The sequence below is a fragment of the Cryobacterium sp. BB307 genome (assembly GCF_012274275.1).
Taxonomy (GTDB): Bacteria; Actinomycetota; Actinomycetes; order Actinomycetales; family Microbacteriaceae; genus Terrimesophilobacter.
The window spans coordinates 999,879-1,023,576 of the sequence record NZ_JAANZA010000001.1 but is presented as its reverse complement, the minus strand read 5'-3'; the positions used below and the strand labels follow the sequence as shown (position 1 = coordinate 1,023,576).

The following is a 23,698-nucleotide window of genomic DNA, read 5'->3' as shown; positions in this document are numbered from 1 at the left end:
CGAATGCGGGTCAGTCGCGCTCGTCGTCGAGGTCCTGGATGTCGTCCGCGTCCGTTGGGATCGCCGACGCCGGCCCAGACGCATCCGGCAACGGAGGCGTGATGACCGAGAGAGTGTCGGTCTCGGTGGAGTAGGTGAGGAACGCGAGGTGAGCCTCGTAACGGTCGAGCACGTCGTCGATCACCTGCTGCTTCGTGAGCCCCATCAGGTCGTAGCCGCCGGAGCCGGTCTGGGTGAACACCTCGAGCCGGTAGTAGACGTCGGTTTCGCGCGACATCCGGCCGGTGAACATCGGCACCGGCGCCTCGACGATGGCGACCTGGTAGTGGAACGGGCGGAACGAGTCCATCGACACCCGCAGCACCGGCTCGTCGATACCGGCAGCTCCGGCCATGGAGCCCAGCTCCCCCTGGTAGCCCTGGTTCCGGAACTCGACGGCGACGTCCTCCAGAGCCGGGCGCACCGTGCGGTCGAGGAACTGCGCGACCTGACGCTTCGACGGGAATGCGCGCATCCGCTCGAGCCGCTGCACCCACGATCGCTCCGGCACGTGCCCGCCGGTGGGCGCCATCGACCGCCTCAGCAGCACCTGACCCTCCCGCTCTGCGCGCTCCATCCGCAAAACCTTCGAGAAGGAGATCATCACGAGGTAGGCGATGATGGTCACCGGCAGCGCGAAGATGAGCGTCGCGTACTCCATCGTCGTCACACCGCCAGCGATAAGCATCGCCACCGTGAGCAGCGCGGTGAGCAGCGCCCAAAAGATGCGCAGTCGCTTGGGGCCGTCCTGCGCCGGATCCGGGATCGAGGACGAGAAGTTCGACATCACCATCGCGCCGGAGTTCGCGCTCGTGAGGTAGAACAGCAGCCCGGAGAGCGTCGCCAAGCCGATCAGGAACATCGCGCCCGGGAACATCTCCAAGAGGGCGTACCAGCCCTGCTCCGGGCTCGCCACCGCGAGGTCTGCGAACTCGGTGTTGCCCTGCAACACCTCGAACAGGGCAGAGTTGCCGAACAGCGAGACGATGATGAAGTCGCACAGCACCGGCGCGGTGATCGCCGCGATGACGAACTCGCGCAACGTGCGGCCACGCGAGATCCGGGCGAGGAAGACACCGACGAACGGCCCCCACGCCAGCCAGAACGCCCAGAAGAAGAGTGTCCATCCGCCCATCCACTCCGCGCCGTCTGGCTCGTACGCGAAGGTCTGCAGCGTGCGCTCCGGCAGGGTGACGAAGAAGCGGCCGATGTTCTCCACGAGCGCGTTCAGCAGGAACGCCGTCTCGCCGGTGACGAGGATGTAGACCATCATCGCCGCCGCACTCCACAGGTTCAGCTCGGAGATCCACCGGATGCCGCGGTCGACCCCCGAGGTGGTAGCCGCGACGGTGAGCACCACCGCGACGATGACCAGCGCGATCTGCAGGGCAAGACCCTGCTCCAGGCCGAACAGCAGCGAGAAGCCGACATTCAGCAGCACGACGCCGATCCCCATCGACGTGGCGACGCCGAACACCGTGCCGACGAGAGCGATGATGCTGATGCCATCGCCCAGCGGGCCGCGCACGCGCTTGCCGAGCAGCGGGTAGAGGGCGGCGCGGATCGACAGCGGCATGCCCCAGCGGTAGGCGAAGTACCCCATCGCCATGCCCAGCAGCGCGTACATCGACCAGCCTGCGATGCCGTAGTGGAACATCGTCCAGACGACCGCCTCCTGTCTCGCGAATGCGGTGCCGCCCTCACCGGATGGCGGGTCCAGATACTGCACGACAGGGCCGGTGACCGAGTAGAACAGCATGTCGATGCCGACGCCCGCGGCGAAGAGCATCGCGACCCAGGTGAAGAGCTTGTACTGGGGCCGCGAGTGGTCGGGGCCGAGGCGCACCTTGCCCTCCTTGGAGAACGCGACCCAAAGCACGAACCCGATAACGAGGGTGACGGTGAGCACGTAGTACCAGCCGAGATTCGTCGCTATCCAGTTGACGACCGAAAGCATCGTCGCGCGGGCGGAGTCTGGCACGAGCATCACCCACACCGAGAAGACCAGGATCACCACAGAGGAGACCACCAGCACGCGCCAGTTGATGCGGGCGGTGCGGTGCTCGAGAAGCTCTGTCGGTCCCTTGCTGAGGTCGCTGCGCGACACCGGTGCCTCGGCCTCGACAGGGCGCTCGTGCCGGCGTTCGGTGCCTCCGAATTTGCTGCGCTCAAGCGGCGGCACCGGCTTCGGCACCGGCGTGCTCTCGGAAGCGGGTTCGCGGCGCTCGTCGTCGGACTGCTCAGTTGACATCTGCACAACCCCTTCCTGGCGGGGCGGCTGCGCGCCTCTGGGTCGTCACGTCGGGACGCAGGACGAGGGAGTGGATTGGCGCTGCTGAGGCACCCCGGTACGCGATCGGCGGAAGCCGTCCAGCTTGTCGGCTAAGACCCCCCATTGTAGGCACGCGCACTTAGCAGATGGGTGTCGCGACTAGCTGGTCCACCGATACGCGTCAGCCAGCGGTACGTGGGATCTCCAACCACAGGTCGACCTGGTCCTCGTCGTCTTCCTCTGGGTGCCCGAGTGCGCTCGCGCTGCCGCCATCACCCGAGCTCAGCCCGACCACTGTCACCGCGACATCCGACCCCTCCGGCACCGTTCGCACGATCAACCGGTCGGCCGTGGTGGAACGGATGGCGTCGGCCAGGTCAGCCAGGACGCGGTCGAGTTCGTACTCCGGCAGGTCGTCCAGACCGCCCTCATCGAGCAGCGTCACGATCGTGCCCTTGCGGCGGGCGGACATCACGTGCTCGCGCACCGCTGCGTTCAGCAGCTTGCGGCCGCGGATCTCGTCCCGGATGGCGCCCTCCAGGTTCAGGCACTCCCGCCGCTGCTCTTCGGTCAGGTCACCGCCGCTCGCGACGATGCGGCGCAGCATGGGCAGCGCCATCCGGCTCGTCTGACGCAACCGGAACTGCCGCTCGAACAGGTGCGCTTCCTGCGCCGCCTGCCACGCGGCCGCCTGACGCTCCGCGACCACGTACTCCTCGGCATCCGCGCTGGCCTTGGCGAGCGAGACCGACAATGCGTGGGACACGCCGACCCAGACCACGCTGCCCAGCACGCCGATGGTCGGCAGCGCCGCGGGGCCGGCCCAGACGATGGTGTGCACCACGAGGGCGGCGACACCCGCCCACGCGAACACGTGCCGCTTACGCGTCGACGTGATCACCATGAGCGTGCCGATCGCCGCGACATACCAGGTCGAATAGTCGTTGCCGATCGGCTGGTTCGCGGGCAGCTGGGTGGTCACCAGCACCGGGATGATGATCGCCACGGCGACGTTGCAGGCGGCCAGCCACGCGGGCATCCGGCTCGACCCGGTCGCCCACAGGCTCGCGGCCGTCGCCAGCGCGTACAGCGCCATCGCGGCGATGTACGGCCCCTTGTCGATCGGAGCGTTGAGCGAGTAGGTCGCGAGCAGCAGGTGGTAGCCGGAGAACACAGCGGCGAGCGCGACGATCAGATAGCGCGGAACGGTGATGATCACGCTTCCACCTCCGGCCAGGTGATGGTGATGACTGTGCCCTCGCCCGGGCTGGAGTCGACGTCGACCGCTCCCCCGATGTTGGCGACACGCTCGATGATCGACACCCGCAGGCCGAGTCGCTCGGTCGGCACCGCCACGAAGTCGAACCCGACGCCCGTGTCGCCGACCTCGATGTGGATGCCATCCTCGCCGATGCCGCGGATGGTGACCCAGCGCAGCACCTTGGGATCATCCCCGGCGTGCTGCAGGCTGTTCACCATCGCCTGCATCGCCGCCGAGTACAGCGCCTCGGCGGTCTGCACCGGCACGCTCCCGGACCCGATGGCCCGGATGCGCACCTCGATGGGTGCCGACAGGGTCTTCGCGGCGTCACTGATGCGCGCGGCAAGCTTGTGCAGGTCGATGGTGGACTCGTCGTCGGGGCTCGCGACCTGAGCCTCTTGCAGGTGACCGATCGCGTTGGCGGCCATCCGGGACGACAGCTCCATCGCATCCGGAGTGTGGGCGCGCGCCGCCTCGAGCAGGGTCGTCAGCACGCTGTCGTGCACGATCGAGTCGACCTGCACCCGCTCGACCTCGGTCGCGTGCTGCCGCACCGCGTGCGAGTAGCGCGACACCGCAGTGCTCTGCGCGGCGTCGACACCTGCTGCGGCCTGGCGCAGCAGCGTGATGAGCACAAGCACCGCTCCGCCGAGGATGACCGCGTAGAGCGTGTCGATAGCAGCCAGGTCCCACTTGGCGCCGCCACCGGACGGGAACAGCCGGATGACGCCGTACACAGTCGGCGCGATGATCAAGTACGCGGTCGCCATCCACACCGGCAGCGCAACCGCGGCCGCTGCCGTCGCGACGGTGCACAGGAACCACAGCCACGGCCGGTCCCCGGCGACCATCGAGGGGTCGTTCACGGCGAGCGGCCAGCTGCTCAACGCCGCCAGGTAGGCGAACGCGACTATGAGGTTGGCGGTGCGCACCCAGCGCTTCAGCACCGACGCGACCACGCTGAACAGCAGGCTGCCGAAGATGACGATGTTCATCGTCCATGCCCACACCGGCGGCAGCTCGTCGAGCTGGCCGAGCATCACCGGGAAGGTCTGTGCGCCGAACAACAGTCCGAAAATCGCGACCGACCGTGAGACGACGGTCTCGATCTGCTGCTTGCTGATCGGGCGACGTCGGGGCGTCGCCTGAACGGTCGCCTCAGTCACCGTCCGGCTCTTCGACCGGGAGCCCTGGCAGAATGCCGTCCTCGACGGCGCGGCGCAGCAGGTCGACCTTGGTCGGGGCGGGTCGGCCGACTTCGACGTACTTCACGCGGATGCGGTCCAGGTACTCCCGCGCGGTCGCGTAGCCGATTCCGAGTTGCTCGGCGGCGGCCTTCAGCGGCAGACCCGAGGCGTACAGGTGCAGGATCTCCCGCTCGCGCCGCCCCAGCTGCGCCTTGGCGAAGTCGCGGTCGGCGTCGATCGCGGTGGCCCACTCCAGGTTGTTCAACACGTTGCCGCGCGCGACGGTCGAGATCGCCGACATGACGGTCTTCGTCGCGGAAGCCTTGGGGATGACGCCCGCTGCTCCGGCGGCGAGCGCTTCCCGCACCAACGCGACCCGGTCGGCGATGCTGTGGATCAGCACCGCGCATCCGAGTGCCTGGATGCTCTTCACATTCTCGGTCACGCTCGATCCGTTGCCGAGCGACAGGTCGAGCACGACGACATCGCACTCGCGCCCGTCCAGCTGCGCGACGAACTCCTCGACGGAGGCCGCGGCCAACACGAACTCGTAACCCGCGTCGAGGCACGCGGCCTTCAAGCCCAGTCGGACCGACTCGTGGTCGTCAACAACGCCCACCCGAGCCGGCTTGCTTCCAGCCGCCTGCTCCGACTCATCCGTCGCCGTCTGCACCATTTCGTTGAACACACTCCTGAGGTTTGTCCCCCATGTTAGTGGCGAGTCAGTCTCGCACCAGTGCCGCAACCGCCTCCACATGGTGGGTGTGCGGGAACAGGTCGAAGGCCCGGATGCGTTGCAGCCGGTAGCCGCGATCGGCGAACAGTGCGACGTCGCGGGCCAGGGCGACCGGGTCGCAGGCGACGTAGACCAGCTGCGCCGGGCCGAGGTCGGCGAGCCGGTCGACGACCGGTCTGCCCGCGCCGGAGCGGGGCGGGTCCAGCACGACAGTGGCATCGCGCATCCGGGCGCCCTCCTTGACCAGCTGGGACAGGTAGCGGTCGACGCGAGCGGTGATCGCCCGCGCGCCGACCCACTCGACCAGGTTGCCGGATGCGTGGTCGGTGGCGGTCGGATCGCTCTCGACCGTGGTGATCCGGGTCGCTGGGCCGAACCGGTCGCCGACCGCAGCGGCGAGGAGGCCGACGCCGCCGTACAGGTCCAGGTTGGTGGCGCGCGCGTCGAAGCGCTCGGGGTCGATCGCCCACTGCACAGCCTCGGTGAGGGTTTGGGCGGCGTTCCGGTGCACCTGCCAGAAGCCGCGAACGTCGAGCCGGAAGTCGCGGTCGCCGACCCGCTCGGTGATGGTGGTGCGCTTGCCCGCGCCGGAGAGCACCCATGGGTTGCCCACGGACGGCGCGATCACGTCAACGGAGGTCGCACCCGGGAAACGCTCGTCGAGCGGCGCGATGGCCTGCACCTGTTCGGTGGCGAGCGGCACGTCGTCGACCGGGATGACGCGGTGCGAACGCGCGGCGTACGGGCCAACCGTGCCGTCGTCGGCGACGTGCAGGTGGAGGCGGGTGCGCCATCCGGTGCCCGGCGCTTCGGTCGTCGGCTCACCCTCGATGCTCTCGACCGTGACATCGGTCTCGACCCGTCCCATGCGCTTCAGCGAGTCGGTCAGCACGTGGCGCTTGAGCTCGCGCTGGTGCTCGAGATCGATGTGCCCGAACTCGGCACCGCCGGCGCGGTCGGCTGGGGCACGATCGATCGACGCCGCCGACCAGACGTGGGGGCGGCGATGCTCGCTGGATTCCAGCACCTGGACGGTGTCGGCGCGCCAGAACTTCGCCTTCGAGTCATCCGTGATCTCGGCTAGGACGCGCTCGCCCGGGATGGCATCGGCGACGAACACGACCCTGCCCTCGTGACGCGCGACCATCACGCCACCGTGGGCTACGTTTGAGACTTCAAGTTCGATGCGGCTGCCCAGATTTTCGCCCATCATCCAAGACTGACACAGGAGCGCCAGTGCGGCTGTACCTCGCCTCCACCTCACCCGCCCGCCTGGCGACACTTCGCGCAGCCGGCGTCGAACCGGTCGTGTTGCCGTCCGAGGTGGACGAAGATGCGGCGGTGGCGGCGGCCGGACCGCTCAGCGCACCGGACATGGTGCAGCTGCTGGCCCGGTTGAAGGCCGAGGCGGTTGCGGGGCCGGAGGTCGACGGGTTCATTCTCGGTGGCGACTCGGCGTTCGAGCTGGACGGCGCCGTGTTCGGCAAGCCGCACACCATGGAGGTGGCGCGGGAGCGCTGGCAGCTGCAGCGCGGGCGGAGCGGGCTGCTGCACTCCGGGCACTGGCTGATCGACCATCGCGGCGGACAAGCATCCGGTGCTGCCGGCGCGGTATCGACCGCCGGCGTGACCTTCGCGTCGGACATCACCGACGACGAGGTCGAGGCGTACATCGCCACCGGCGAGCCGCTGAAGGTTGCGGGCGCGTTCACTATCGACTCGCTCGGCGCTCCGTTCATCACGTCGGTGGCCGGCGACCCGCACGCGGTGGTCGGGCTCTCCCTGTCGACCGTGCGGGGGCTCCTGCGCGGGTTCGGCGTGAGCTGGCACGAGCTCTGGGTGTAGGCGCCGCTCACCCTGTGCCGTCACGGGGCGACCCGCCGTTGTAGGGGTGCGCCGAGTCTGACCTGCACTTTTTGTGGAGAGAGTCCAAATGGACCGGTCTGCTCGCCAATAAACTCAATGATCATGCCCCAGATTTCGAAGGTCCTCGTTGCCAACCGTGGAGAGATCGCCGTTCGCGTGATCCGGGCAGCGAAGGACAGCGGACTGGGTTCGGTGGCGATCTACGCAGACCAAGACCGAGACGCGCGCCACGTCAAGCTCGCCGATGAGGCGTACGCGCTCGAGGGGTCGACCAGCGCAGAGACGTACCTGGTGATCGACAAGATCCTTGCCATCGCACGCCGGTCAGGGGCGGATGCGATCCACCCCGGCTACGGCTTCCTCGCCGAGAACGCGGACTTCGCCGAAGCGGTCATCGCCGCCGGCCTGACCTGGATCGGTCCGCCGCCGCACGCCATCCGTCAGCTGGGCGACAAGGTGTCGGCGCGTCACATCGCCGAGAAGGTCGGCGCGCCGCTCGCACCGGGGACGCTGAACCCGGTCGCCGACGCATCCGAAGTGCTCGAATTCGTGGACCAGCACGGGCTGCCGGTCGCCATCAAGGCCGCGTTCGGCGGTGGCGGGCGCGGGCTGAAGGTCGCGCGGAACCGCGACGAGGTGGCCGAGCTGTTCGAGTCGGCGACGCGCGAGGCGGTCGCTGCGTTCGGGCGCGGCGAGTGCTTCGTCGAGAAGTACCTGGACCGGCCGCGGCACGTCGAGACCCAGTGCCTCGCGGATGCCCATGGCAACGTTGTCGTCATCTCGACGCGCGACTGCTCGCTGCAGCGTCGCCACCAGAAGCTTGTGGAGGAGGCGCCGGCGCCGTTCCTGAGCGCCGAGCAGAACGAGCTGCTGTACGAGTCGTCGAAGGCGATCCTGCGCGAGGTCGGGTATGTCGGCGCCGGGACCTGCGAGTTCCTGGTGGCAGCGGACGGCACCATCTCGTTCCTCGAGGTGAACACGCGACTGCAGGTCGAGCATCCGGTCTCCGAGGAGATCACCGGCATCGACCTGGTGCGCGAGCAGTTCAGGCTGGCCGAGGGCGGCGTGCTCGAGTACGACGACCCGGCGCCGCAGGGGCACTCGTTCGAGTTCCGGATCAACGGCGAGGACCCGGGGCTCGGCTTCATGCCGTCGCCGGGGCCGGTGAACGTGCTGCGCTTCCCCGGCGGGCCGGGCGTGCGCGTCGACAGTGGGGTGACCACCGGCGACGTGATCAGCGGCGCGTTCGACTCGCTGCTCGCGAAGCTGATCGTGACCGGGGCGACCCGTGAGGATGCGCTCGAGCGGTCGCGCCGCGCTCTCGACGAGTTCGAGGTCGCCGGGCTGCCGACGGTGCTGCCGTTCCACCGCAAGGTGGTGCGCGACAAGGCGTTCGCGGAGGACTTCAGCGTCTACACGCAGTGGATCGAGAACGACTTCGACAACGACATCGAGCCGTGGGCGGGGGCGCTGCCGGAGCATCCGGTCGCCACGCGTCACAACGTCGTCGTCGAGGTGGACGGCAAGCGCATCGAGGTGTCGCTGCCCGGCAAGTTGCTCGGGGAGACCGCGGCGCCGCCACCACCGCGGCGGGCGAGCGGGGGCGCTGTTGTCACGGCGACCGGGGACTCGGTGAAGGCGCCGATGCAGGCGACCATCGTGAAGCTGGCCGTTGCGGACGGCGACCGCGTCGTCAAGGGCGACCTGGTGTGTGTGCTCGAGGCGATGAAGATGGAGCAGCCGCTCACCGCCCACAAGGACGGGGTCATCGCCAACGTGAACGCGTCGGTCGGGGCGACCGTGTCGTCCGGGCACCTGCTGCTGAACATCGTGTGAGGCGGGCCTCTCCGCCCGCAACCGCGCCGCCGCTTAATTGTGCGAGTGCACGGGATAGTGCGCGTGCTCTCGCACAATTGCACGGCGCTCGGGGCGCAGCCCAGCCTCCACGAGGTGTCGGCGAAGGGATGGCAGGGATGCCGCGATTGGCCAATCCCACCGTGTGAGGCCGGGCCCGACCGCTCGAAGCCGGTTCTCGCGCTTCTTCTCCGCCATGACGATCTCGGCTGGCTCGCGACCTCCCGTGTATTGGTCGCGGAGGTACTTGCCGGCGCCGTCGAATTCGCCGATAAGGTTCGACTCGGGCCACCAGAAGTCGACGGTGCCGATCCTTCCCTTGGAATCCGAGAAGTCGACTTGAAGCTCCGGCGGCGGGAAGCCCAGCAGGTGGATCGCGACACGACTGAGAGATTCACCGGGTGAGCCACTGCGTGGGTCGGCAAACGCGAGCGCACGGCGCGCAGCAACGACACCGCGACTGGTGCGCACTCGATCCAATTCAGAGTGAAGCGTCTCGAGGTCGGTCGCCTGCCAGTCACTCGGAGCATCAAGAGGACTCGGGCTGATCGCGTGATCGGCCATTGCGACAGCGGTGCCGAAAAGGCTCGTTCGGGCGGTGTCGATCACCGTTCGCGGGAGGGGCGTCACCCACAGTCCGTCAATTTGCACGATGCCATCAGGTATCCCCTCTGAGTGGCACGCTAGGCCTTGTCGGGCTCGCCCGCCGGATGTCCGTTCATCGACGACATGCACCTCCTTCGGCCAATATCCCACCATTGGGAGACCCCAGAGCGCCGCAGCCGAAAGGTGCGAGAACACCAAGTTGCCGTCGTACGCGAGCGCGACTGCTTGGACGACGGCGAGATAGCGGGCGTCTCTGTCGAAACCACGCCAGTCGCCTTCTGGGAGGTAGACACCACGCCAGACCCGCCGCAGCGAACCCGTTTCGACCGCCCGCCGTAGGGCAGACCTCTGTCCCGGTGTGACGGCATCCGAAGCCAGGATGAAGCGCTCACGCCACGGAGCTGTGATGACGGTCATGCACCATCGTGATTCGAACTCGACCCGGCGCGGGACCGGATGCTTGGAGGCTGTGAGTCGTGCGCGCCGAGCGCGCCTGCTGAGGGCGAGAGTGCCGCTCGCCAGCGCCGCCCAATTGTTCGAGCGCGCGCGATATTGCACGAGCACTCGCACAATTGGGCGGCGCTCGGCGGCGGGGCGGGTCAGCGCACGATATGCATCGCGCGCGCCGCATCCGTGATCGAGCCCGACAGCGACGGGTACACACTGAACGCGGAGGCCAGCTGGTCAACCGTGAGCCGATGCTCGATCGCGATCGCGATCGGCAGGATCAGCTCCGACGCCTTCGGCGCCACCACAACACCGCCGATGACGGTCCCAGACCCGGTGCGCGCGAAAAGTTTCACGAAACCGTCCTTGATGCCCAGCATCTTCGCGCGCGGGTTCTGCGCGAGCGGCAGCTTGTAGATGTCGCCCTGGGCGAGCCCGTCCTCGATCTGCTTCTGCGACCATCCGACGGTCGCGATCTCCGGCTGGGTGAAGATGTTCGAGGTCACGTTGCGCAGCTCGGTCGGCGTCACCGCATCCCCCATCGCGTGGAAGACCGCGGTGCGACCCTGCATCGAGGCGACGGATGCGAGGGGCAGGAACCCCGAACAGTCGCCGGCAGCGTAGATGCTCGGCATCGACGTGCGCGCCACCCGGTTCACCCGGATGTGCCCCGACTCGGTCAGCTGCACGCCGGCCTCCTCCAGACCGATGTCCTGCGTGTTCGGGATCGACCCGAGCGCGAGCAGGCAGTGCGAGCCCTCGACGGTGCGACCGTCCGTGAGCGTGACAACCACGCCGTCCTCTGTGCGCTCAACCGACGCCATCCGGGACTTGGAAAGCACGGTCATGCCGTTGCGCTTGAACACGCGCTCGATGACCTGCGCGGCGTCGGCATCCTCCCCCGGCAGCACCTGGTCGCGGCTGGAGACCAGCGTCACCTTCGAGCCGAGCGCGTTGTAGGCGGACGCGAACTCCGCCCCGGTCACGCCGGAGCCGACGACGATGAGCCGCTCCGGCACCTCGTCGAGCGAGTAGACCTGAGTCCACGTGAGGATGCGCTCGCCGTCCGGCTGCGCGGTCGGCGCGATGCGCGGCGTTGATCCGGTCGAGACGACGATGGTGTCGGCGTCAACGGCGTCGAAGTCGACGCGCTTCTTACCGCTGCCGGTCGACACCACGATGCGCTGCGGGCCGTCGAGCCGGCCGTCGCCCTGGATGATCCGCACGCCGGCGCGAAGGAGGGTCTGGGTCATGTCCTCGGACTGCTTGGATGCGAGGGTCAGCAGCCGCCGGTTCACCGCGGCCAGGTTGACTGCGACCTCGGGCTTCTGCGCCAGGCCGCTGTCCCCCTTCACGAAGAACTGCACGCCCAGGTCGACCGACCCCTCGACCGCCTTCGCCGCCTCGGCGGTGGCGATAAGCGTCTTGGATGGCACGACGTCCGTCAGCACCGCCGACCCGCCGACCCCGACGCGCTCGACCACGGTGACCTCCGCGCCGAGCTGCGCGGCAGTCAGCGCCGCCTCATACCCCCCGGGGCCTCCACCGAGAATCGCGATCCGTTGTTTGCGCTCGAACTCGTAGGCCATGTGACCATTCTTCCCCAGTCGCGGGGCGGCTTGCGGCCAACAGCATCCGGATGCCGCGAAGGACGGTTCATTTAGAGTGGTGCAATGATCAACGAACACTCGAATCCGCTGGACGATCCGGCCGCGAATCCCTTCGACGTCGCGCGCCAGGCGGCCGAACAGATAGCGGAGCGCACCGGCGTCGAGCAGCACGACATCGCGCTGACGCTCGGCAGCGGCTGGGCGAAAGCGGCGGACCTCATCGGCGAGACCACCGTCACCTTCCCCGCGACCGACATCGCCGGCTTCAGCAAGCCGGCGCTCGAGGGCCACGTCGGGTCGCTGCGCTCACTTCTCCTCCCCGGCGGCAAGCGAGCGCTGATCATCGGCGCACGCACGCACTATTACGAGGGCCACGGCGTCCGCCGGGTGGCGCACAGCGCGCGCACGGCGGCCGCGACCGGCGCGAAGGTGATGATCCTCACCAACGGCGCCGGCGGCATCCGGGAGTCCTGGAAGCCAGGCCAGCCGGTGCTCATCAGCGACCACATCAACCTCACCGCCGACTCTCCGCTCGAGGGCGCGACGTTCGTCGACCTGACCGACCTCTACTCCTCCCGACTGCGCGCGCTCGCCAAGTCGGTCGACCCCGGCCTCGACGAGGGCGTGTACGTGCAATTCCGCGGCCCGCACTACGAGACGCCGGCTGAGGTGCAGATGGCGAAGGCCATCGGCGGCCACATCGTCGGCATGTCGACCGCGCTCGAGGCGATCGCAGCGCGCGAAGCCGGCATGGAAGTGCTGGGCATGTCGCTCATCACGAACCTGGCGGCGGGCATCCAGACCACGCCGCTCAGCCATGCGGAGGTCATCGAGGCCGGGCGCACCGCCGAGCCGGTGATCAGCGCGCTGCTCGCCAAGATCGTGGCGGAGCTTTGATGGAGGCGCAGAGCACCGACCAGCTGCTCGCGGCCGCCCGCGCCTGGGCGAACCAGGATCCGGATGCCGAGACCCGCGCCGAACTGAACGGGCTGATCGCGGATGCCGAGGCCGACAACGAGCGCGCCCTCGCCGAGCTGAACAATCGGTTCAGCACGCGCCTGGAATTCGGCACCGCCGGCCTGCGCGGCGAGCTCGCGGCCGGCCCGAACCGGATGAACCGGGTCGTCGTCGCGCAAGCGGCCGCCGGCCTCGCCGCCTATCTGCTCGCGAGTAACCCGCAGCCGAGTGTCGTGGTCGGCTACGACGGGCGTAAGAACTCCCGGGTGTTCGCCACCGACACCGCCGAGCTGATGGCCGGCGCCGGGGTGCGCGCGATCCTGCTGCCGCGGCTGCTGCCCACCCCGGTGCTCGCGTTCGCGGTGCGGCACCTCGATGTGAGCGCGGGCGTGATGGTCACTGCGAGCCACAACCCGCCCCGCGACAACGGCTACAAGGTCTACCTCGGCGGAGCCGACGAGGGCTCTCAGATCGTCTCGCCCGCCGACCAGGAGATCGAGCAGCACATCCTCCGGGTAGCGCTCGGCAGCGTCGCCGACCTGCGCCGATCGAACGACTATGAGATCGCCGATGAGTCCGTCATCGACGAGTACGTCCGCCGCACGGCCGGTGTTGTGAAGCATCCGGGTTCCGTGAAAGCCGTCTACACGGCGATGCACGGCGTCGGATGGGAAACCAGCCGCCGCGTGTTCGCCGCGGCGGGCTTCGGCGAACCGACGGTCGTGGCCGAGCAGAGCGAGCCGGACCCAGCCTTCCCGACCGTTGCCTTCCCGAACCCGGAGGAGCCGGGCGCGCTTGACCTGTCCTTCGCCACCGCGACCAGGGTCGGTGCGGAGCTGATCATCGCGAACGATCCGGATGCCGACCGACTGGCGGTGGCGATTCCGGATGCCGATGGCTGGCGCCGCCTGACCGGCAACGAGGTGGGTGCGCTGCTGGGCTGGCGCGCGGCGCAGGCGGCGGGTGGCCGCGGCACCATGGCGTGCTCGCTCGTCAGCTCGACCGCGCTCGCCGAGGTCGCCCGGCAGTACGGTCTCGGGTTCACCGACACGCTGACCGGGTTCAAGTGGGTCTCGCGGGTGCCGGATCTTGTATTCGGCTACGAGGAGGCGCTCGGCTACCTTGTCGACCCCGACAAGGTCCGCGACAAGGACGGCATCTCGGCCGCAGCCGCGTTCCTCGACCTGGTGTCCGAGTTGAAGGCGCAGGGGCTCACCATCGCCGACCAGCTGCGCGCATTCGCGGAGATGTTCGGGGCGTTCGCATCCGGCCAGGTGTCGGTGCGGGTCACCGACCTCGCGGAGATCCCGCGCGTCATGCAGCGGCTGCGGTCGACGCCGCCGGATGCGATCGGCGGGGTTGCGATCGAGCGGGTCGACGACTTCTTGGGCGGCTTCGGCGACTACCCGGCCAGCGACATCCTGCGCTACTGGCTGGCCGACGGGTCGCGGGTGATCGTGCGTCCGAGCGGGACCGAGCCGAAGCTCAAGGTGTATCTGGATGCCTCGAGCACCGAGGGCACTGCGGAGGAGCGGATGGCGACCGCGCAGGCCGCGGTGCTGGCGCTTGAGGCCGGCGTGCGTCCGCTGCTCGCGTGAGCCACGGTGGGCGAGCCTGTCGAGACCAGCCCGTGGACACCCCGGAAGTGAACTAGCCCGACGTTGCGCCCGCTTGTTGTCGATGCGGGCGCTACAGCGGGCGCATCGATAACAAACTGGAGCAACGTTGACACTGCCCACTACCGACACAATCGTCACGTACCCGGCCGGGGCGACATCCGGCACCGCGACCGTGCTGCATGTTGAACCCGTCGACGCCGGCTTCGCGGTGCTCCTCGACCGCACGCCGGTGCACCCGGTGGATGCCGGCTGGCCCGACCAGGCCGCCGACCGGGCGGTGATCCGCTGGGAGGGTGGCGAGGCATCCGTCAGCGACGCCATCGTCGCGGCGACCGACAGTGCGGCGCTGCACTTCGGCGGCGACATTCCGGTGCGCAAGGGCACCGAGGGCTGGGCGTTCGTGGTCGCGCACCTGGTTCCGGAGGCGCCGGCGGAGGGCACCGAGGTCACGGTCGACGTGGACGGCGACTACCGCCGGGCGCTGTCGGTCGGGCACACCGGGTGCCACCTCGCGTCCCTCGCCCTGAACCGGGCGATGACCGACCGCTGGCGCAAGGAGGTGCGCCCGGATGCGCTGGGAGCACCGAACTTCGACGCCGAGGCGAACGAGACCTCGACCATCGTCCCGCACGGCTCGGTCGACACCTACCGGCTCGGCAAGTCGCTGCGCAAGCGCGGCTTCACCACCGACGGGCTCGCGGACGACCTGCCCACGATTCAGGATGCGGTGAACGCGGCTCTTGCGGGCTGGATCGCGACCGCTGCGCCCATCCGGATCGACCGCGACGGCGAGCACCTGACCGATCGGCGGTCGTGGGTGGCCGAGCTGGTCGACGGTGAGGCGAGCATCCCGTGCGGCGGAACGCACGCGACATCCCTCGCCGAGTTGGAGGGACTGCGCGCGACGCTCACGCTCGACGAGGTCGAAGGCGGGCTGCAGCTGACGATGACCACCGTCATCTAGCGGACCTCCCGCCCCGCCATCGAGTCGGGAGTAGTTGCCCTTATGCCAGCGCTCAATTGGGCAACTACTCCCGACTCAATGGACAGCTGAACACTCAGGCGAGGAGCTCGTCGACCCAGGCCGGAACCTGCTCGGTGGCCGGACCCAGCCGCACCTCATCGAACGCCGAGTTCACCTCCGAGGGTTCAAGGTTGAGCTCGACGGCGTGCGCACCCGCGTTCACTGCGGTCGCGACGAAGCCGGCGGCCGGGTAGACGGTGCCGGATGTCCCAATCGCGGCGAAGAGGTCGCACGCCTCGAGCGCGTCGAAGATCGCGTCGAGCTCGAGCGGCATCTCACCGAACCACACGACGTGCGGCCGCAGGGTGCCGGTGGCGCCGCATCCGGGGCAGCGATCCTCGGTCCGGATGTCGCCGCTGATCTCGTGCACAACCTCGCAGCGCGTGCAGCGCATCCGGAGCAGTTCCCCGTGCATGTGCAGCACATTGCGGGACCCGGCGCGCTCGTGCAGGTCGTCGATGTTCTGGGTGATGAGCAGCAGGTCGCCGGGGTGCTCGGCCTCGAGCCGGGCGAGCGCGAGGTGCGCGGCATTCGGATGCACGTCGCCGCTGACGAGCTGCCGTCGCCGTTCGTTGTAGAACCGGTGGACCAGTTCCGGGTTGCGGGCGAATCCCTCCGGGGTGGCGACGTCCTCAATGCGGTGTTCCTCCCACAGACCGTCGGCGGCGCGGAAGGTGCGGATGCCCGATTCGGCCGACACGCCGGCCCCGGTGAGGATGACGATGCGTCGCGGGGCCATGCATCCATTGTTGTCGACCCCGCTAGACTCGATGCCGCCTGCCTCTGTAGCTCAATGGAAGAGCAGTTCCGTCCTAAGGAAAGGGTTGGGGGTTCGAGTCCCTCCAGGGGCACTTCCGTTGACGCAGCCCAGCCTGCGAAACAATCGCGGCCGTCCCTCTGCCTCAGTAACCGGCCTCGGTCGCCGCCCCGCGCTCGTGCCGTTCGCGCGCGAACAATTCGTGCTGGACATCCGACCGAGCGCGGGAGGAGGATCGGGACCATGGACGGGCACGGTCCGCTCGCCGAAAGACGATCAGCGGCGGCCAAGCACGACCGGCGACGGCCGGGGCGGCGTTTCAGTTCGCACGGAACGCCCAAGAGCGCGCTGACCCGCCCGATGGCGCTGACATTCGCCCAGTCTTGGCGCGTCGGCGCGCCGGCCGCACTAGACGTCCAGTCTTGGACTTCCTCGCGAGTACCGCACGACAGGGGAATCGGCCATGGTCGGCAACTGCGGCCCGGCCGAATGGGGGCACTTCACCCAACAGCGATTGCTGAAGGGTGGCTCGCCCAGATACGGGCCCATCGGAAAGGAAGAGAACATGCCCAAGACATCGAAGAGCAACGCCTCGGAAACCGTTGAGATGGAGGGCTACGAGGGTCACCTGGAGAAGTTCGAGGGGGGCTACACGGTGTCCTTCGAGAAGTACACCGCCGACGCCGACCTCACCGAGTTCTTCACGGGCCTGCCGAACGACCAATGCCAGGCAGCCCACTGGGGATACGTCCTGACCGGCAAAGTGACGTACAAAACCGCCTCTGGCGACGAGACCTACGAGGCCGGCGATGCCTACTACGTCCCGCCGGGTCACACCCCGGTGCTCCATGCCGGCACTGAAATCGTCGAGTTCAGCCCCACTGAGCAGCTGCAGCAGACCCTCGACGTGGTCGGAAAGAACATGGAAGCCGCCACCTAGCTTTCGGGATGGAGCGCCGCCGAGCGGGCTCTGCCATGGTGTGACTCCACGCCGCCGTCCGCCGCCTCTATCGGCGACCTCGGTCGGCGCCTCCCGGTGGCGCGAGTCACCTCAGTCGCCCGTAGGTTCCAAATCTCCGACTTGCGACGGATGTGCTGACCGAACCGGGGTCACTACCGTGAGGGCATGGCTAATGACAGTCAGGGCAACGGCTCCGTCATGGCGACCGGCTTGGGCATCGGGGTGGCCATGGGCGCGGCCCTCGGCGCATCCATGGACAACATGGGGCTGGGTCTGGCAATGGGGATCGCTATCGGCGCCGGCCTCGGGGCAGCGTTCGGTAAGCAGTCCAAGCCAGGAGGATCGTCGAACGACGAATCGAATAGCGGCTGAAGCACCCCGCTGCTTAGGTACGGCCGAACCAATCCTCACCCTGGCCGGGAGCAGATGCTCTGCTGCTGGCATCACGAGATGTCGCCATTCGATACCAGGCCTGGTCCAGTCGAGCGACCCGCGTCTCTCTCGTCGAAGCCCAGCGACGCCAGCGCCAACGGATTGAAGCCTCGGAACGTCATCCACAGCCCGATGGAAAGCTCCCAGAAGAAGATGGGCGCCAGCGCGACCGCGCCGAATAGCGGCTGGTCGTCGAATCCGAAGATCCGCGCCGTCACGGATGCGAGCAGCAGCGGTGCCCCGATCAGTCCCAACGCCGGAATCACGCGCGGCACGAGCCGCGACCGGTACAGCACGTAGCCGAACAGCAGTGCGTTCAGGGCGGGGACAAAACCCGGCCCGAAGATCGCTGTCTGGTCGCGAATCTCGACCAGCGCCTGTCCAACCGCGACCATCGCAAGGTCGTCCTCAGACCCGCTGCCGGTGCCGGCCACCCGCAGGTTCACGATCGTGACCAGCGCCAGCACGCCGACGATCATCACCGCCGCCTCGTAGAGCCGGGTCGTCACGAAGCCCAATGACGCGCCCTCGCTCTGCCGCCTGATCACCGGGTAGACCGCGACGGCGGTTCCGATGCCGGCCAGCGCGGTGAGCATCTCAAGGAATGCGCCGAGGATTATCCGGGTGTCGGCCCCGCCCGCGCTGACGATGTAGTTCGGGTCGGTCAGCACCGGCTCGTAGAGGAAGAACGCGGGAATCGAGAAGGCGAAAGTCAGGAGGTAGAAGATCCCGGCCGCTAGCGCCAGGCGCCTGGTTCTGGTCACGGTGGAAGTGTCCTTTCGCAGCTCGCGGCTGGCGTCATCACCTTCCGCTAGGGACATTCTCGTGAAGCGACGGATGCGCGCACCAGATCGGCGGCGGAAAGAGGCGCCGCGCAGCCCCGCCGCTAAGCTGACCGCGTGACCCACAGCTCGCCATACTCCCCGGCCCCGTCCAACCTCAGCCCCACAGTCGAGACCGCGGTTCGACCGGCCGGCAACCCGCTGGGCGTCGCAGCCGCTGGAGTCGCCGGCCTGATGCTCGTCGTCGGCGTCGTCTTCCAGTTCCTGTACCTAAGCGCCGTGGTCGCCGGCGACATCGCTGCGTTGCAACTGATGACGCCCATCCGCACCTTCGTCAGCATCGCCTTGGCGGTGCTGACGGTCATCCTCGGCGGAATCGCGCTCGCGCTGCCGGGGCGCAGGAAGGTCCTCGCGGCGATGGCTCTGGGGGCCGGGGTTTTCGCGCTGGTGACCCTCATTTCCACCGCGTTGACCAGCTTCAGCTACGCGATGTTCTGATCCGCCACAACCCAACGCCCATCAGCGCCGGTTGCCGTCGCGCCCGCTAGAGCGGTTCGTCGGCCACATTGAAGCTTCGCATTCCGACGATCAGCAGGTGGAATCGCGAGTGGATGCTCACCGGGTCTCCTGGCGAGAGCGCGGCGGCCAGGTCGTGGTGGTTCCAGTAGGTTTCGGAGCGACCGTCGAGGTACTCGACATCGACACGACCGCCCTCCACCGCACGGACGATCGCATCCTGCAAGAACTCCGGAGAGCGGTGGGCAGCCGACCAGTGGATCGCGTGGATGTGATGCCCCGGTCGATAGAGACGGCACGGCTCATCGTTGACGCAAAGAAATGTGTTGGTGTGGGTGAGGTCTTCCATTGGGACTCCCAAGTTGATCGCGGTTCCCTAGCCGGGCGGCATGGGCAGGTCTTCCTCCGGGGGCACCGTGCGCGTCGCGCGGTTGCCTCTCCCGCATGCCGGAGGACTTTCGCGGGAGATCTTGACCAACATCAACGTATCGGCGGCCACCGACATCCGAGGCAGCTTTGCTCGTTGGTCAGTCGGCGCGGTCTGGGCACCGGCCTCTGGACGGATGTCGGCAGGTGGCAGAAGACTGGGGGGCATGCCCGAACTCCCCGAGGTACACGCGCTCGCGGCCGACCTTGAAGGACGCCTCCGCGACCGGGTTGTCGCACGGCTCGACCTTCTGTCGTTCGCGGCGCTGAAGACGTTCGATCCGCCCACGTCGGCGCTGGACGGCCAGGTCATCCACTCGGTCACCCGGCAGGGGAAGTTCCTCGACCTGAACATCGGCGACCTGCACCTGGTGATGCATCTGGCCAGAGCCGGCTGGGTGCGGTGGAATGACGGCACCCGCCCCGCCCCCGCCCGCAGCCCGAAAAGCCCGCTCGCCGCCCAGCTGCTGCTTGACGACGGCACCGGTCTCGACATCACCGAGGCCGGCACCAAGAAGAGCCTCGCGATCTACCTGGTCGAGCAGCCGACCCAGGTCCCCGGCATTGCCAGGCTCGGACCCGATCCCCTCAGCGGCGGCTTCACCCTCGTGGCCCTCCAGGACATCCTTGCCGCCGCCGGCCGCGCCCAGATCAAGGGAGTCCTGCGCAACCAGTCCACCATCGCGGGCATCGGCAACGCCTACTCGGACGAGATCCTGCACGTGGCGAAGATGTCCCCTTTCAAGCCGGCGGCGATGAGCCCGGACGACGCAGCCCGCCTCTTCGACGCCATCCAGACGACCCTGCGCGAGGCGATCTCGCGCTCGGAGGGCCTTGCCGCATCCGAGCTCAAGAAGGAGAAGAAGTCCGGGATGCGCGTGCACGGCCGAACCGGCGAGCCATGCCCGGTCTGCGGCGACACCGTACGGCAGGTGATCTTCGCGGACTCCACCCTGCAGTACTGCCCGACCTGCCAGACCGGCGGCAAACCGCTCGCTGACCGCGTGCTATCGCGCCTGCTGAAATAGCCACCCGCCCCCGCGCTGACGCGCGCACCTCGATATCCGTCTGGAGTTGATGCCCGCCGAGCCGCCAGGCGTTGGCACGTCGCATCAGCCGGCCGACGATGTCGCCTTTGCGCTCGCGTCGCGCGCTGCAGCGATGAGCACCGCATCGAGTTCGGGACCCGAGCAGTCGTGGCCAGCATCGGCGATCTCCACCAGGCGCGCCTCGCGGATGAGTCCACACAGTCCCAGCGAGGCACTGCGGGGGCTGCGTGCATCCGCCGCGCCGCGCACTACGACCGTTGGCGCTTGGATCGCCGGAAGCCCGGGGCGCAGGTCCTGCACCATCAACTCGAGCAGCGCTGCCGTTGTTGCCGGTCGCCACTCGCCCAGGAGACGACGCGCGAGTTCACGTCGCTCTGATGGCGCATCCGGCGCATAGACAGAGTCTAGGAAGTCGTCAGCCCACGCCTTGGCCGGATGATCGATCGTGAACCGCACAGAGTCGATGCGCTGCGCGAGCTCGTCGGCGTCCAACGAGCCACCCCATCCAGCGTACGCACCGACGAGCACGAGTCCACCCACGGATGCTGGGTGGTCGCGAGCGAGCAGCAGCGCGATCATCGAACCGAACGAAAGCCCGGCAACCGCGGGAGCGCGCAGTCCCAGCGCTGTGACGAATCCGGATGCCGCGTCTGCCCAATCCGCGTCGCTCCACCCCTCGGGTACCGGGTCGGAACCGCCACAGCCGGGCGCGTCCCAAGCGACCACGTCGAGATGGGGGCTGAGTCGTTCAAGCTCATCGGCCCAGATGCGGGAGTCCTCGAACGCACCGTGGAAGAGCACGAGCGGCGCACCGCTCCCACGGCGCCGGTACGCGATGCGCACCCCGGCAACCACGACGTCCGGCATGATGCGAGGTTACGCCAATCCGTTGGCGACGTGTCAGAATGATCGGTTCTTCAACCGTCGATCAGAAGAGGTCACACCGATGGGACGCAGCGACGCGGTCTTGCAAGTACTGAGCGAATACGACCCGTTCGGGTTGGAGCCTGGCCGGGTTGCACCCGAAGACGAGTACCGGCTGGAGGCAGACGAAATTGCCACCATCCTGCGTTCCAGCCGACGCATCACCGTCGAGGAATTCAGGGCGGTTGGCCTCGAATGGTTCAGCGATCCGGACTGGTTCGGTGTCGACACCGAGGACGCGGTCGCAGCCCTCAACGCGCTCGTCTGATGTCGTCGCGGCCGTAGTTCCGATGAGGTTCGTGCCATACGACGGCGACCGTTCGGCCTCGGATGGCACAAACGTCCTCGGAAGGTGGCAAGTACTGCTGCCAACTGCTGTCCCACCTCAGCACACGCGTAGTGCGCTGAGGTGGGACAGCGAGTGGGTCAGCGGTACGCGGGTTCGAGCGGCCCCTGATCGAGCCGGAACGGCGGGTAGTCGTCCCGCAGCAGCGATGTGTAGGAGTAGACCCGGTAGATCCAGCGGTGGATGCCCATCACCAGGTTGAACAGGCCGGAGTTGTAGACGCCGGTGAACAGCAGGATGAGCGCGGCGATGAACACCAGGAGGCCGACCAGTCCGCCAACGCCCGGGCCGTCGGAGAACACCCACAGCAGACCGGCCAGGATGCCGACGATGATCAGGTGCGGCAACGCGAGCAGCCACGACTTGACCAGCACCTTCCAGCGGGACAGCCGGTCGGGGTAGGCCACGTCGAACGTCGCCGGGAAGTCGGTGCGGGCGAGCGTGAATGGCGGGTACTGATCGGTGGCGAGCACTCCGGTGGCGTAGAACACGACGCGCCAGTTCCAGCGGAGCACTCCGACGACGAACTCGAATAAGGACGCCGGGTAGCGGCCGGTGAACAGGATCGCCAGACCGGATGCCAGCACGACAATTGGGAACGCCGCCCAGAGGATGGCGAGCACGATGTAGTGCGGGAAAGCCAGCAGCCACTTCACCAGCCACATGCCGCGGGACAGCGCTGGGTCCAGCTGGCCCTCGAGCCGAGTCGGGTAGCCGTCGGGGGCGATCGGTGTGGAGCGGATGCTCCGGCCCAGCCCGACCGCACCAAACAGGATGAGTGCGACACTGGCGGCGAGTGCGCCGATTCCCCAGCCGAGGAGGTCGATATCGCCGAGGAGCCGGTGCGACCCTGCGGCGCCGAGCACGCCGGCGATGAGGAGGAACATGTGCAGGCCGCTCATTCTCAGGCGGCGGGGGTCGGTTTCGGGTGCGGAGATGGTCATGAGTTCTGTCCTTGGTTTCGGTTGTTGTCGGGGGTGGAGATGCGCAGCACGACGTTGCCCTTCTTGCGTCCGGTGTCGACGTAGCGGTGCGCTTCGACGGTGTCGGCGAGGTCATAGGTGCGGTCGATGACCGCCTGGTAGCGGCCGGATTCGGCGAGGCTGACGATGTAGGCCAGGTCGTCGGCGCGGTACCTGCCGAGGTTCGGGATGACGCGCTTGCCGCTCTTGCGGCTCTGCCCGCGCGCCTTGAGCATCCCCTTGAGGTCGATGATCACCAGCAGCAGGGCGCCGCCGGGCTTGATCGACGATTCGACCCGCTCGAACGGGGCGTTGCCGACGCAATCGACGATGACGTCGTATTCCTTGCCTTCGGCGGTGAAATCATCCGTTGTGTAGTCGATGACACGGTCGGCGCCGAGCGAGGTGACCAGTTCCCGGTTCGCTCCGCTGGTGACGCCGGTGACATGCGCGCCCAGGTTTTTGGCCAGCTGCACCGTCGCGGTTCCGACGGCACCGGATGCGCCGTTGACGAGCACGGTGTCGCCCGGCTTGATCGCGACCTGGTTCAGGGACTCTCGGGCGGTGCTGCCGCCGAACGGGAGCGTCACCGCCTGCTCGAAGCTCATGTTGGAGGGGGCGCGGGTGATGGCGCCGTCCGCGGCGACGCAGGCGTACTCGGCGTGGCCGCCGAACTTGCCGCCCATCATGGCGATCACCCGGTCGCCCGGAGTGAAGCTGGTGACGTCGGCGCCGACCGCTTCGACGACGCCGGCGACATCCATTCCCAGGATGTGGTTGCGGGGGCGGAAGACGCCCAGGCCGAAGGCGGCCATGAGGCCGAGTCCGGCAGGAATGTCGCGGCTGCGGGAGCGGTGGTCGGCCACGCTGACGGTGCTGGCGTGGACCTTGATGAGGACTTCGCCCGCCTTCGGGGTCGGCTTGCGGACCGTCTCGACCTGCACGACCTCGGGGGGGCCGAACTTGCGGTACACGGCCGCTGTCATGGTGGTGTTCGTTGTCATGGTTCGATTTTTGTCCGCCCTCGAACGGCTGACATCGGCAGATCGGCCTGATTCCGATCAG

At 68.1% G+C, this 23,698-nt stretch carries 23 protein-coding genes, 1 tRNA gene and 1 riboswitch; of the genes, 11 read left to right on the top strand and 13 right to left on the bottom strand.

Features of this window, described 5'->3' with window-relative positions; genetic code table 11:
• Positions 1–10: 10 nt before the first annotated feature.
• The 5 genes from betT to HGK58_RS05035 all read right to left on the bottom strand — a co-directional run bounded on the left by betT (position 11) and on the right by HGK58_RS05035 (position 6,705).
• Entirely contained in the window at positions 11–2,290 is a 2,280-nt protein-coding gene (gene betT / locus HGK58_RS05055) for a choline BCCT transporter BetT (RefSeq protein WP_168626407.1), read from the bottom strand.
• A gap of 202 nt (positions 2,291–2,492) precedes the next feature.
• Positions 2,493–3,530, bottom strand: a complete 1,038-nt coding sequence (locus HGK58_RS05050) for a hypothetical protein (protein ID WP_349236133.1) — start codon at positions 3,528–3,530, stop codon at positions 2,493–2,495.
• Positions 3,527–4,738 carry an ATP-binding protein gene (locus tag HGK58_RS05045; RefSeq protein WP_168626406.1) on the bottom strand — a complete coding sequence of 404 codons (1,212 nt, stop codon included), beginning with the start codon at positions 4,736–4,738 and terminating at the stop codon, positions 3,527–3,529. Before HGK58_RS05045 ends, HGK58_RS05050 begins: the two co-directional genes overlap by 4 nt.
• Positions 4,731–5,435: a response regulator transcription factor gene (locus HGK58_RS05040; protein WP_168626897.1), complete on the bottom strand. Its 705-nt coding sequence runs from the start codon at positions 5,433–5,435 to the stop codon at positions 4,731–4,733. Before HGK58_RS05040 ends, HGK58_RS05045 begins: the two co-directional genes overlap by 8 nt.
• 46 nt (positions 5,436–5,481) lie before the next feature.
• Positions 5,482–6,705, bottom strand: coding sequence for a class I SAM-dependent RNA methyltransferase (locus tag HGK58_RS05035; RefSeq protein WP_168626405.1), 1,224 nt, complete (start codon positions 6,703–6,705; stop codon positions 5,482–5,484).
• Positions 6,706–6,731: 26 nt separating this feature from the next.
• Here HGK58_RS05035 and HGK58_RS05030 point away from each other — a divergent pair, with 26 nt between their 5' ends.
• A complete protein-coding gene (locus HGK58_RS05030) occupies positions 6,732–7,340 on the top strand; it encodes a Maf family protein (RefSeq protein WP_168626404.1) in 609 nt (202 codons plus the stop codon).
• Between the two features lie 123 nt (positions 7,341–7,463).
• Positions 7,464–9,197, top strand: a complete 1,734-nt coding sequence (locus HGK58_RS05025) for a biotin carboxylase N-terminal domain-containing protein (RefSeq protein WP_168626403.1) — start codon at positions 7,464–7,466, stop codon at positions 9,195–9,197.
• A gap of 33 nt (positions 9,198–9,230) precedes the next feature.
• Here HGK58_RS05025 and HGK58_RS05020 read toward each other — a convergent pair whose 3' ends face one another.
• Both HGK58_RS05020 and HGK58_RS05015 read right to left on the bottom strand, forming a co-directional pair.
• Positions 9,231–10,238, bottom strand: coding sequence for a hypothetical protein (locus HGK58_RS05020; RefSeq protein ID WP_168626402.1), 1,008 nt, complete (start codon positions 10,236–10,238; stop codon positions 9,231–9,233).
• 182 nt (positions 10,239–10,420) lie between these two features.
• Positions 10,421–11,857: an NAD(P)H-quinone dehydrogenase gene (locus HGK58_RS05015; protein ID WP_168626401.1), complete on the bottom strand. Its 1,437-nt coding sequence runs from the start codon at positions 11,855–11,857 to the stop codon at positions 10,421–10,423.
• Positions 11,858–11,941: 84 nt separating this feature from the next.
• Here HGK58_RS05015 and HGK58_RS05010 point away from each other — a divergent pair, with 84 nt between their 5' ends.
• The 3 genes from HGK58_RS05010 (at position 11,942) to HGK58_RS05000 (ending at position 15,418) form a co-directional block, all read left to right on the top strand.
• Positions 11,942–12,775 (top strand): purine-nucleoside phosphorylase, encoded by an 834-nt coding sequence (locus tag HGK58_RS05010; protein ID WP_168626400.1) that lies wholly within the window; start codon positions 11,942–11,944, stop codon positions 12,773–12,775.
• Positions 12,775–14,433, top strand: a complete 1,659-nt coding sequence (locus tag HGK58_RS05005; RefSeq protein ID WP_168626399.1) for a phospho-sugar mutase — start codon at positions 12,775–12,777, stop codon at positions 14,431–14,433. Before HGK58_RS05010 ends, HGK58_RS05005 begins: the two co-directional genes overlap by 1 nt.
• A gap of 127 nt (positions 14,434–14,560) precedes the next feature.
• Entirely contained in the window at positions 14,561–15,418 is an 858-nt protein-coding gene (locus tag HGK58_RS05000) for a metal-dependent hydrolase (RefSeq protein WP_168626398.1), read from the top strand.
• A 94-nt stretch (positions 15,419–15,512) separates the two neighbouring features.
• Here the strand turns inward: HGK58_RS05000 and cobB are convergent, their stop codons facing one another.
• Positions 15,513–16,217 (bottom strand): Sir2 family NAD+-dependent deacetylase, encoded by a 705-nt coding sequence (gene cobB / locus HGK58_RS04995; RefSeq protein WP_168626397.1) that lies wholly within the window; start codon positions 16,215–16,217, stop codon positions 15,513–15,515.
• Positions 16,218–16,257: 40 nt separating this feature from the next.
• On the opposite strand from cobB, the gene HGK58_RS04990 reads away from it, so the two are divergent.
• The 3 genes from HGK58_RS04990 (at position 16,258) to HGK58_RS04980 (ending at position 17,568) form a co-directional block, all read left to right on the top strand.
• Positions 16,258–16,329: transfer RNA gene (locus HGK58_RS04990), tRNA-Arg, on the top strand.
• Between the two features lie 471 nt (positions 16,330–16,800).
• Positions 16,801–17,175, top strand: coding sequence for a hypothetical protein (locus HGK58_RS04985; RefSeq protein ID WP_210422606.1), 375 nt, complete (start codon positions 16,801–16,803; stop codon positions 17,173–17,175).
• 186 nt (positions 17,176–17,361) lie between these two features.
• Positions 17,362–17,568, top strand: coding sequence for a hypothetical protein (locus tag HGK58_RS04980; RefSeq protein WP_168626396.1), 207 nt, complete (start codon positions 17,362–17,364; stop codon positions 17,566–17,568).
• A gap of 71 nt (positions 17,569–17,639) precedes the next feature.
• On the opposite strand, the gene HGK58_RS04975 is transcribed toward HGK58_RS04980, so the two are convergent.
• Complete coding sequence (locus tag HGK58_RS04975) at positions 17,640–18,392, bottom strand: DUF4386 domain-containing protein (protein ID WP_349236132.1); 753 nt, start codon at positions 18,390–18,392, stop codon at positions 17,640–17,642.
• Positions 18,393–18,527: 135 nt separating this feature from the next.
• Between HGK58_RS04975 and HGK58_RS04970 the strand changes: the two genes are divergently transcribed.
• A complete protein-coding gene (locus tag HGK58_RS04970; protein WP_168626394.1) occupies positions 18,528–18,908 on the top strand; it encodes a hypothetical protein in 381 nt (126 codons plus the stop codon).
• A gap of 46 nt (positions 18,909–18,954) precedes the next feature.
• On the opposite strand, the gene HGK58_RS04965 is transcribed toward HGK58_RS04970, so the two are convergent.
• Positions 18,955–19,275, bottom strand: coding sequence for a hypothetical protein (locus HGK58_RS04965; RefSeq protein ID WP_168626393.1), 321 nt, complete (start codon positions 19,273–19,275; stop codon positions 18,955–18,957).
• Positions 19,276–19,289: 14 nt separating this feature from the next.
• A riboswitch (SAM riboswitch) is annotated at positions 19,290–19,402 on the bottom strand.
• 117 nt (positions 19,403–19,519) lie between these two features.
• On the opposite strand from HGK58_RS04965, the gene HGK58_RS04960 reads away from it, so the two are divergent.
• Positions 19,520–20,380 carry an Fpg/Nei family DNA glycosylase gene (locus HGK58_RS04960; protein ID WP_168626392.1) on the top strand — a complete coding sequence of 287 codons (861 nt, stop codon included), beginning with the start codon at positions 19,520–19,522 and terminating at the stop codon, positions 20,378–20,380.
• Positions 20,381–20,464: 84 nt separating this feature from the next.
• Here HGK58_RS04960 and HGK58_RS04955 read toward each other — a convergent pair whose 3' ends face one another.
• Positions 20,465–21,268, bottom strand: coding sequence for an alpha/beta hydrolase (locus tag HGK58_RS04955; protein WP_168626391.1), 804 nt, complete (start codon positions 21,266–21,268; stop codon positions 20,465–20,467).
• A 79-nt stretch (positions 21,269–21,347) separates the two neighbouring features.
• On the opposite strand from HGK58_RS04955, the gene HGK58_RS04950 reads away from it, so the two are divergent.
• Positions 21,348–21,593 carry a hypothetical protein gene (locus tag HGK58_RS04950; protein WP_168626390.1) on the top strand — a complete coding sequence of 82 codons (246 nt, stop codon included), beginning with the start codon at positions 21,348–21,350 and terminating at the stop codon, positions 21,591–21,593.
• Positions 21,594–21,751: 158 nt separating this feature from the next.
• On the opposite strand, the gene HGK58_RS04945 is transcribed toward HGK58_RS04950, so the two are convergent.
• Together HGK58_RS04945 and HGK58_RS04940 are read right to left on the bottom strand one after the other, a co-directional pair.
• Positions 21,752–22,615: a DUF4389 domain-containing protein gene (locus HGK58_RS04945; RefSeq protein WP_349236131.1), complete on the bottom strand. Its 864-nt coding sequence runs from the start codon at positions 22,613–22,615 to the stop codon at positions 21,752–21,754.
• Positions 22,612–23,637: an NAD(P)-dependent alcohol dehydrogenase gene (locus HGK58_RS04940; RefSeq protein ID WP_210422605.1), complete on the bottom strand. Its 1,026-nt coding sequence runs from the start codon at positions 23,635–23,637 to the stop codon at positions 22,612–22,614. The genes HGK58_RS04945 and HGK58_RS04940 overlap by 4 nt, the downstream gene beginning before the upstream one ends.
• Positions 23,638–23,698 lie beyond the last annotated feature (61 nt).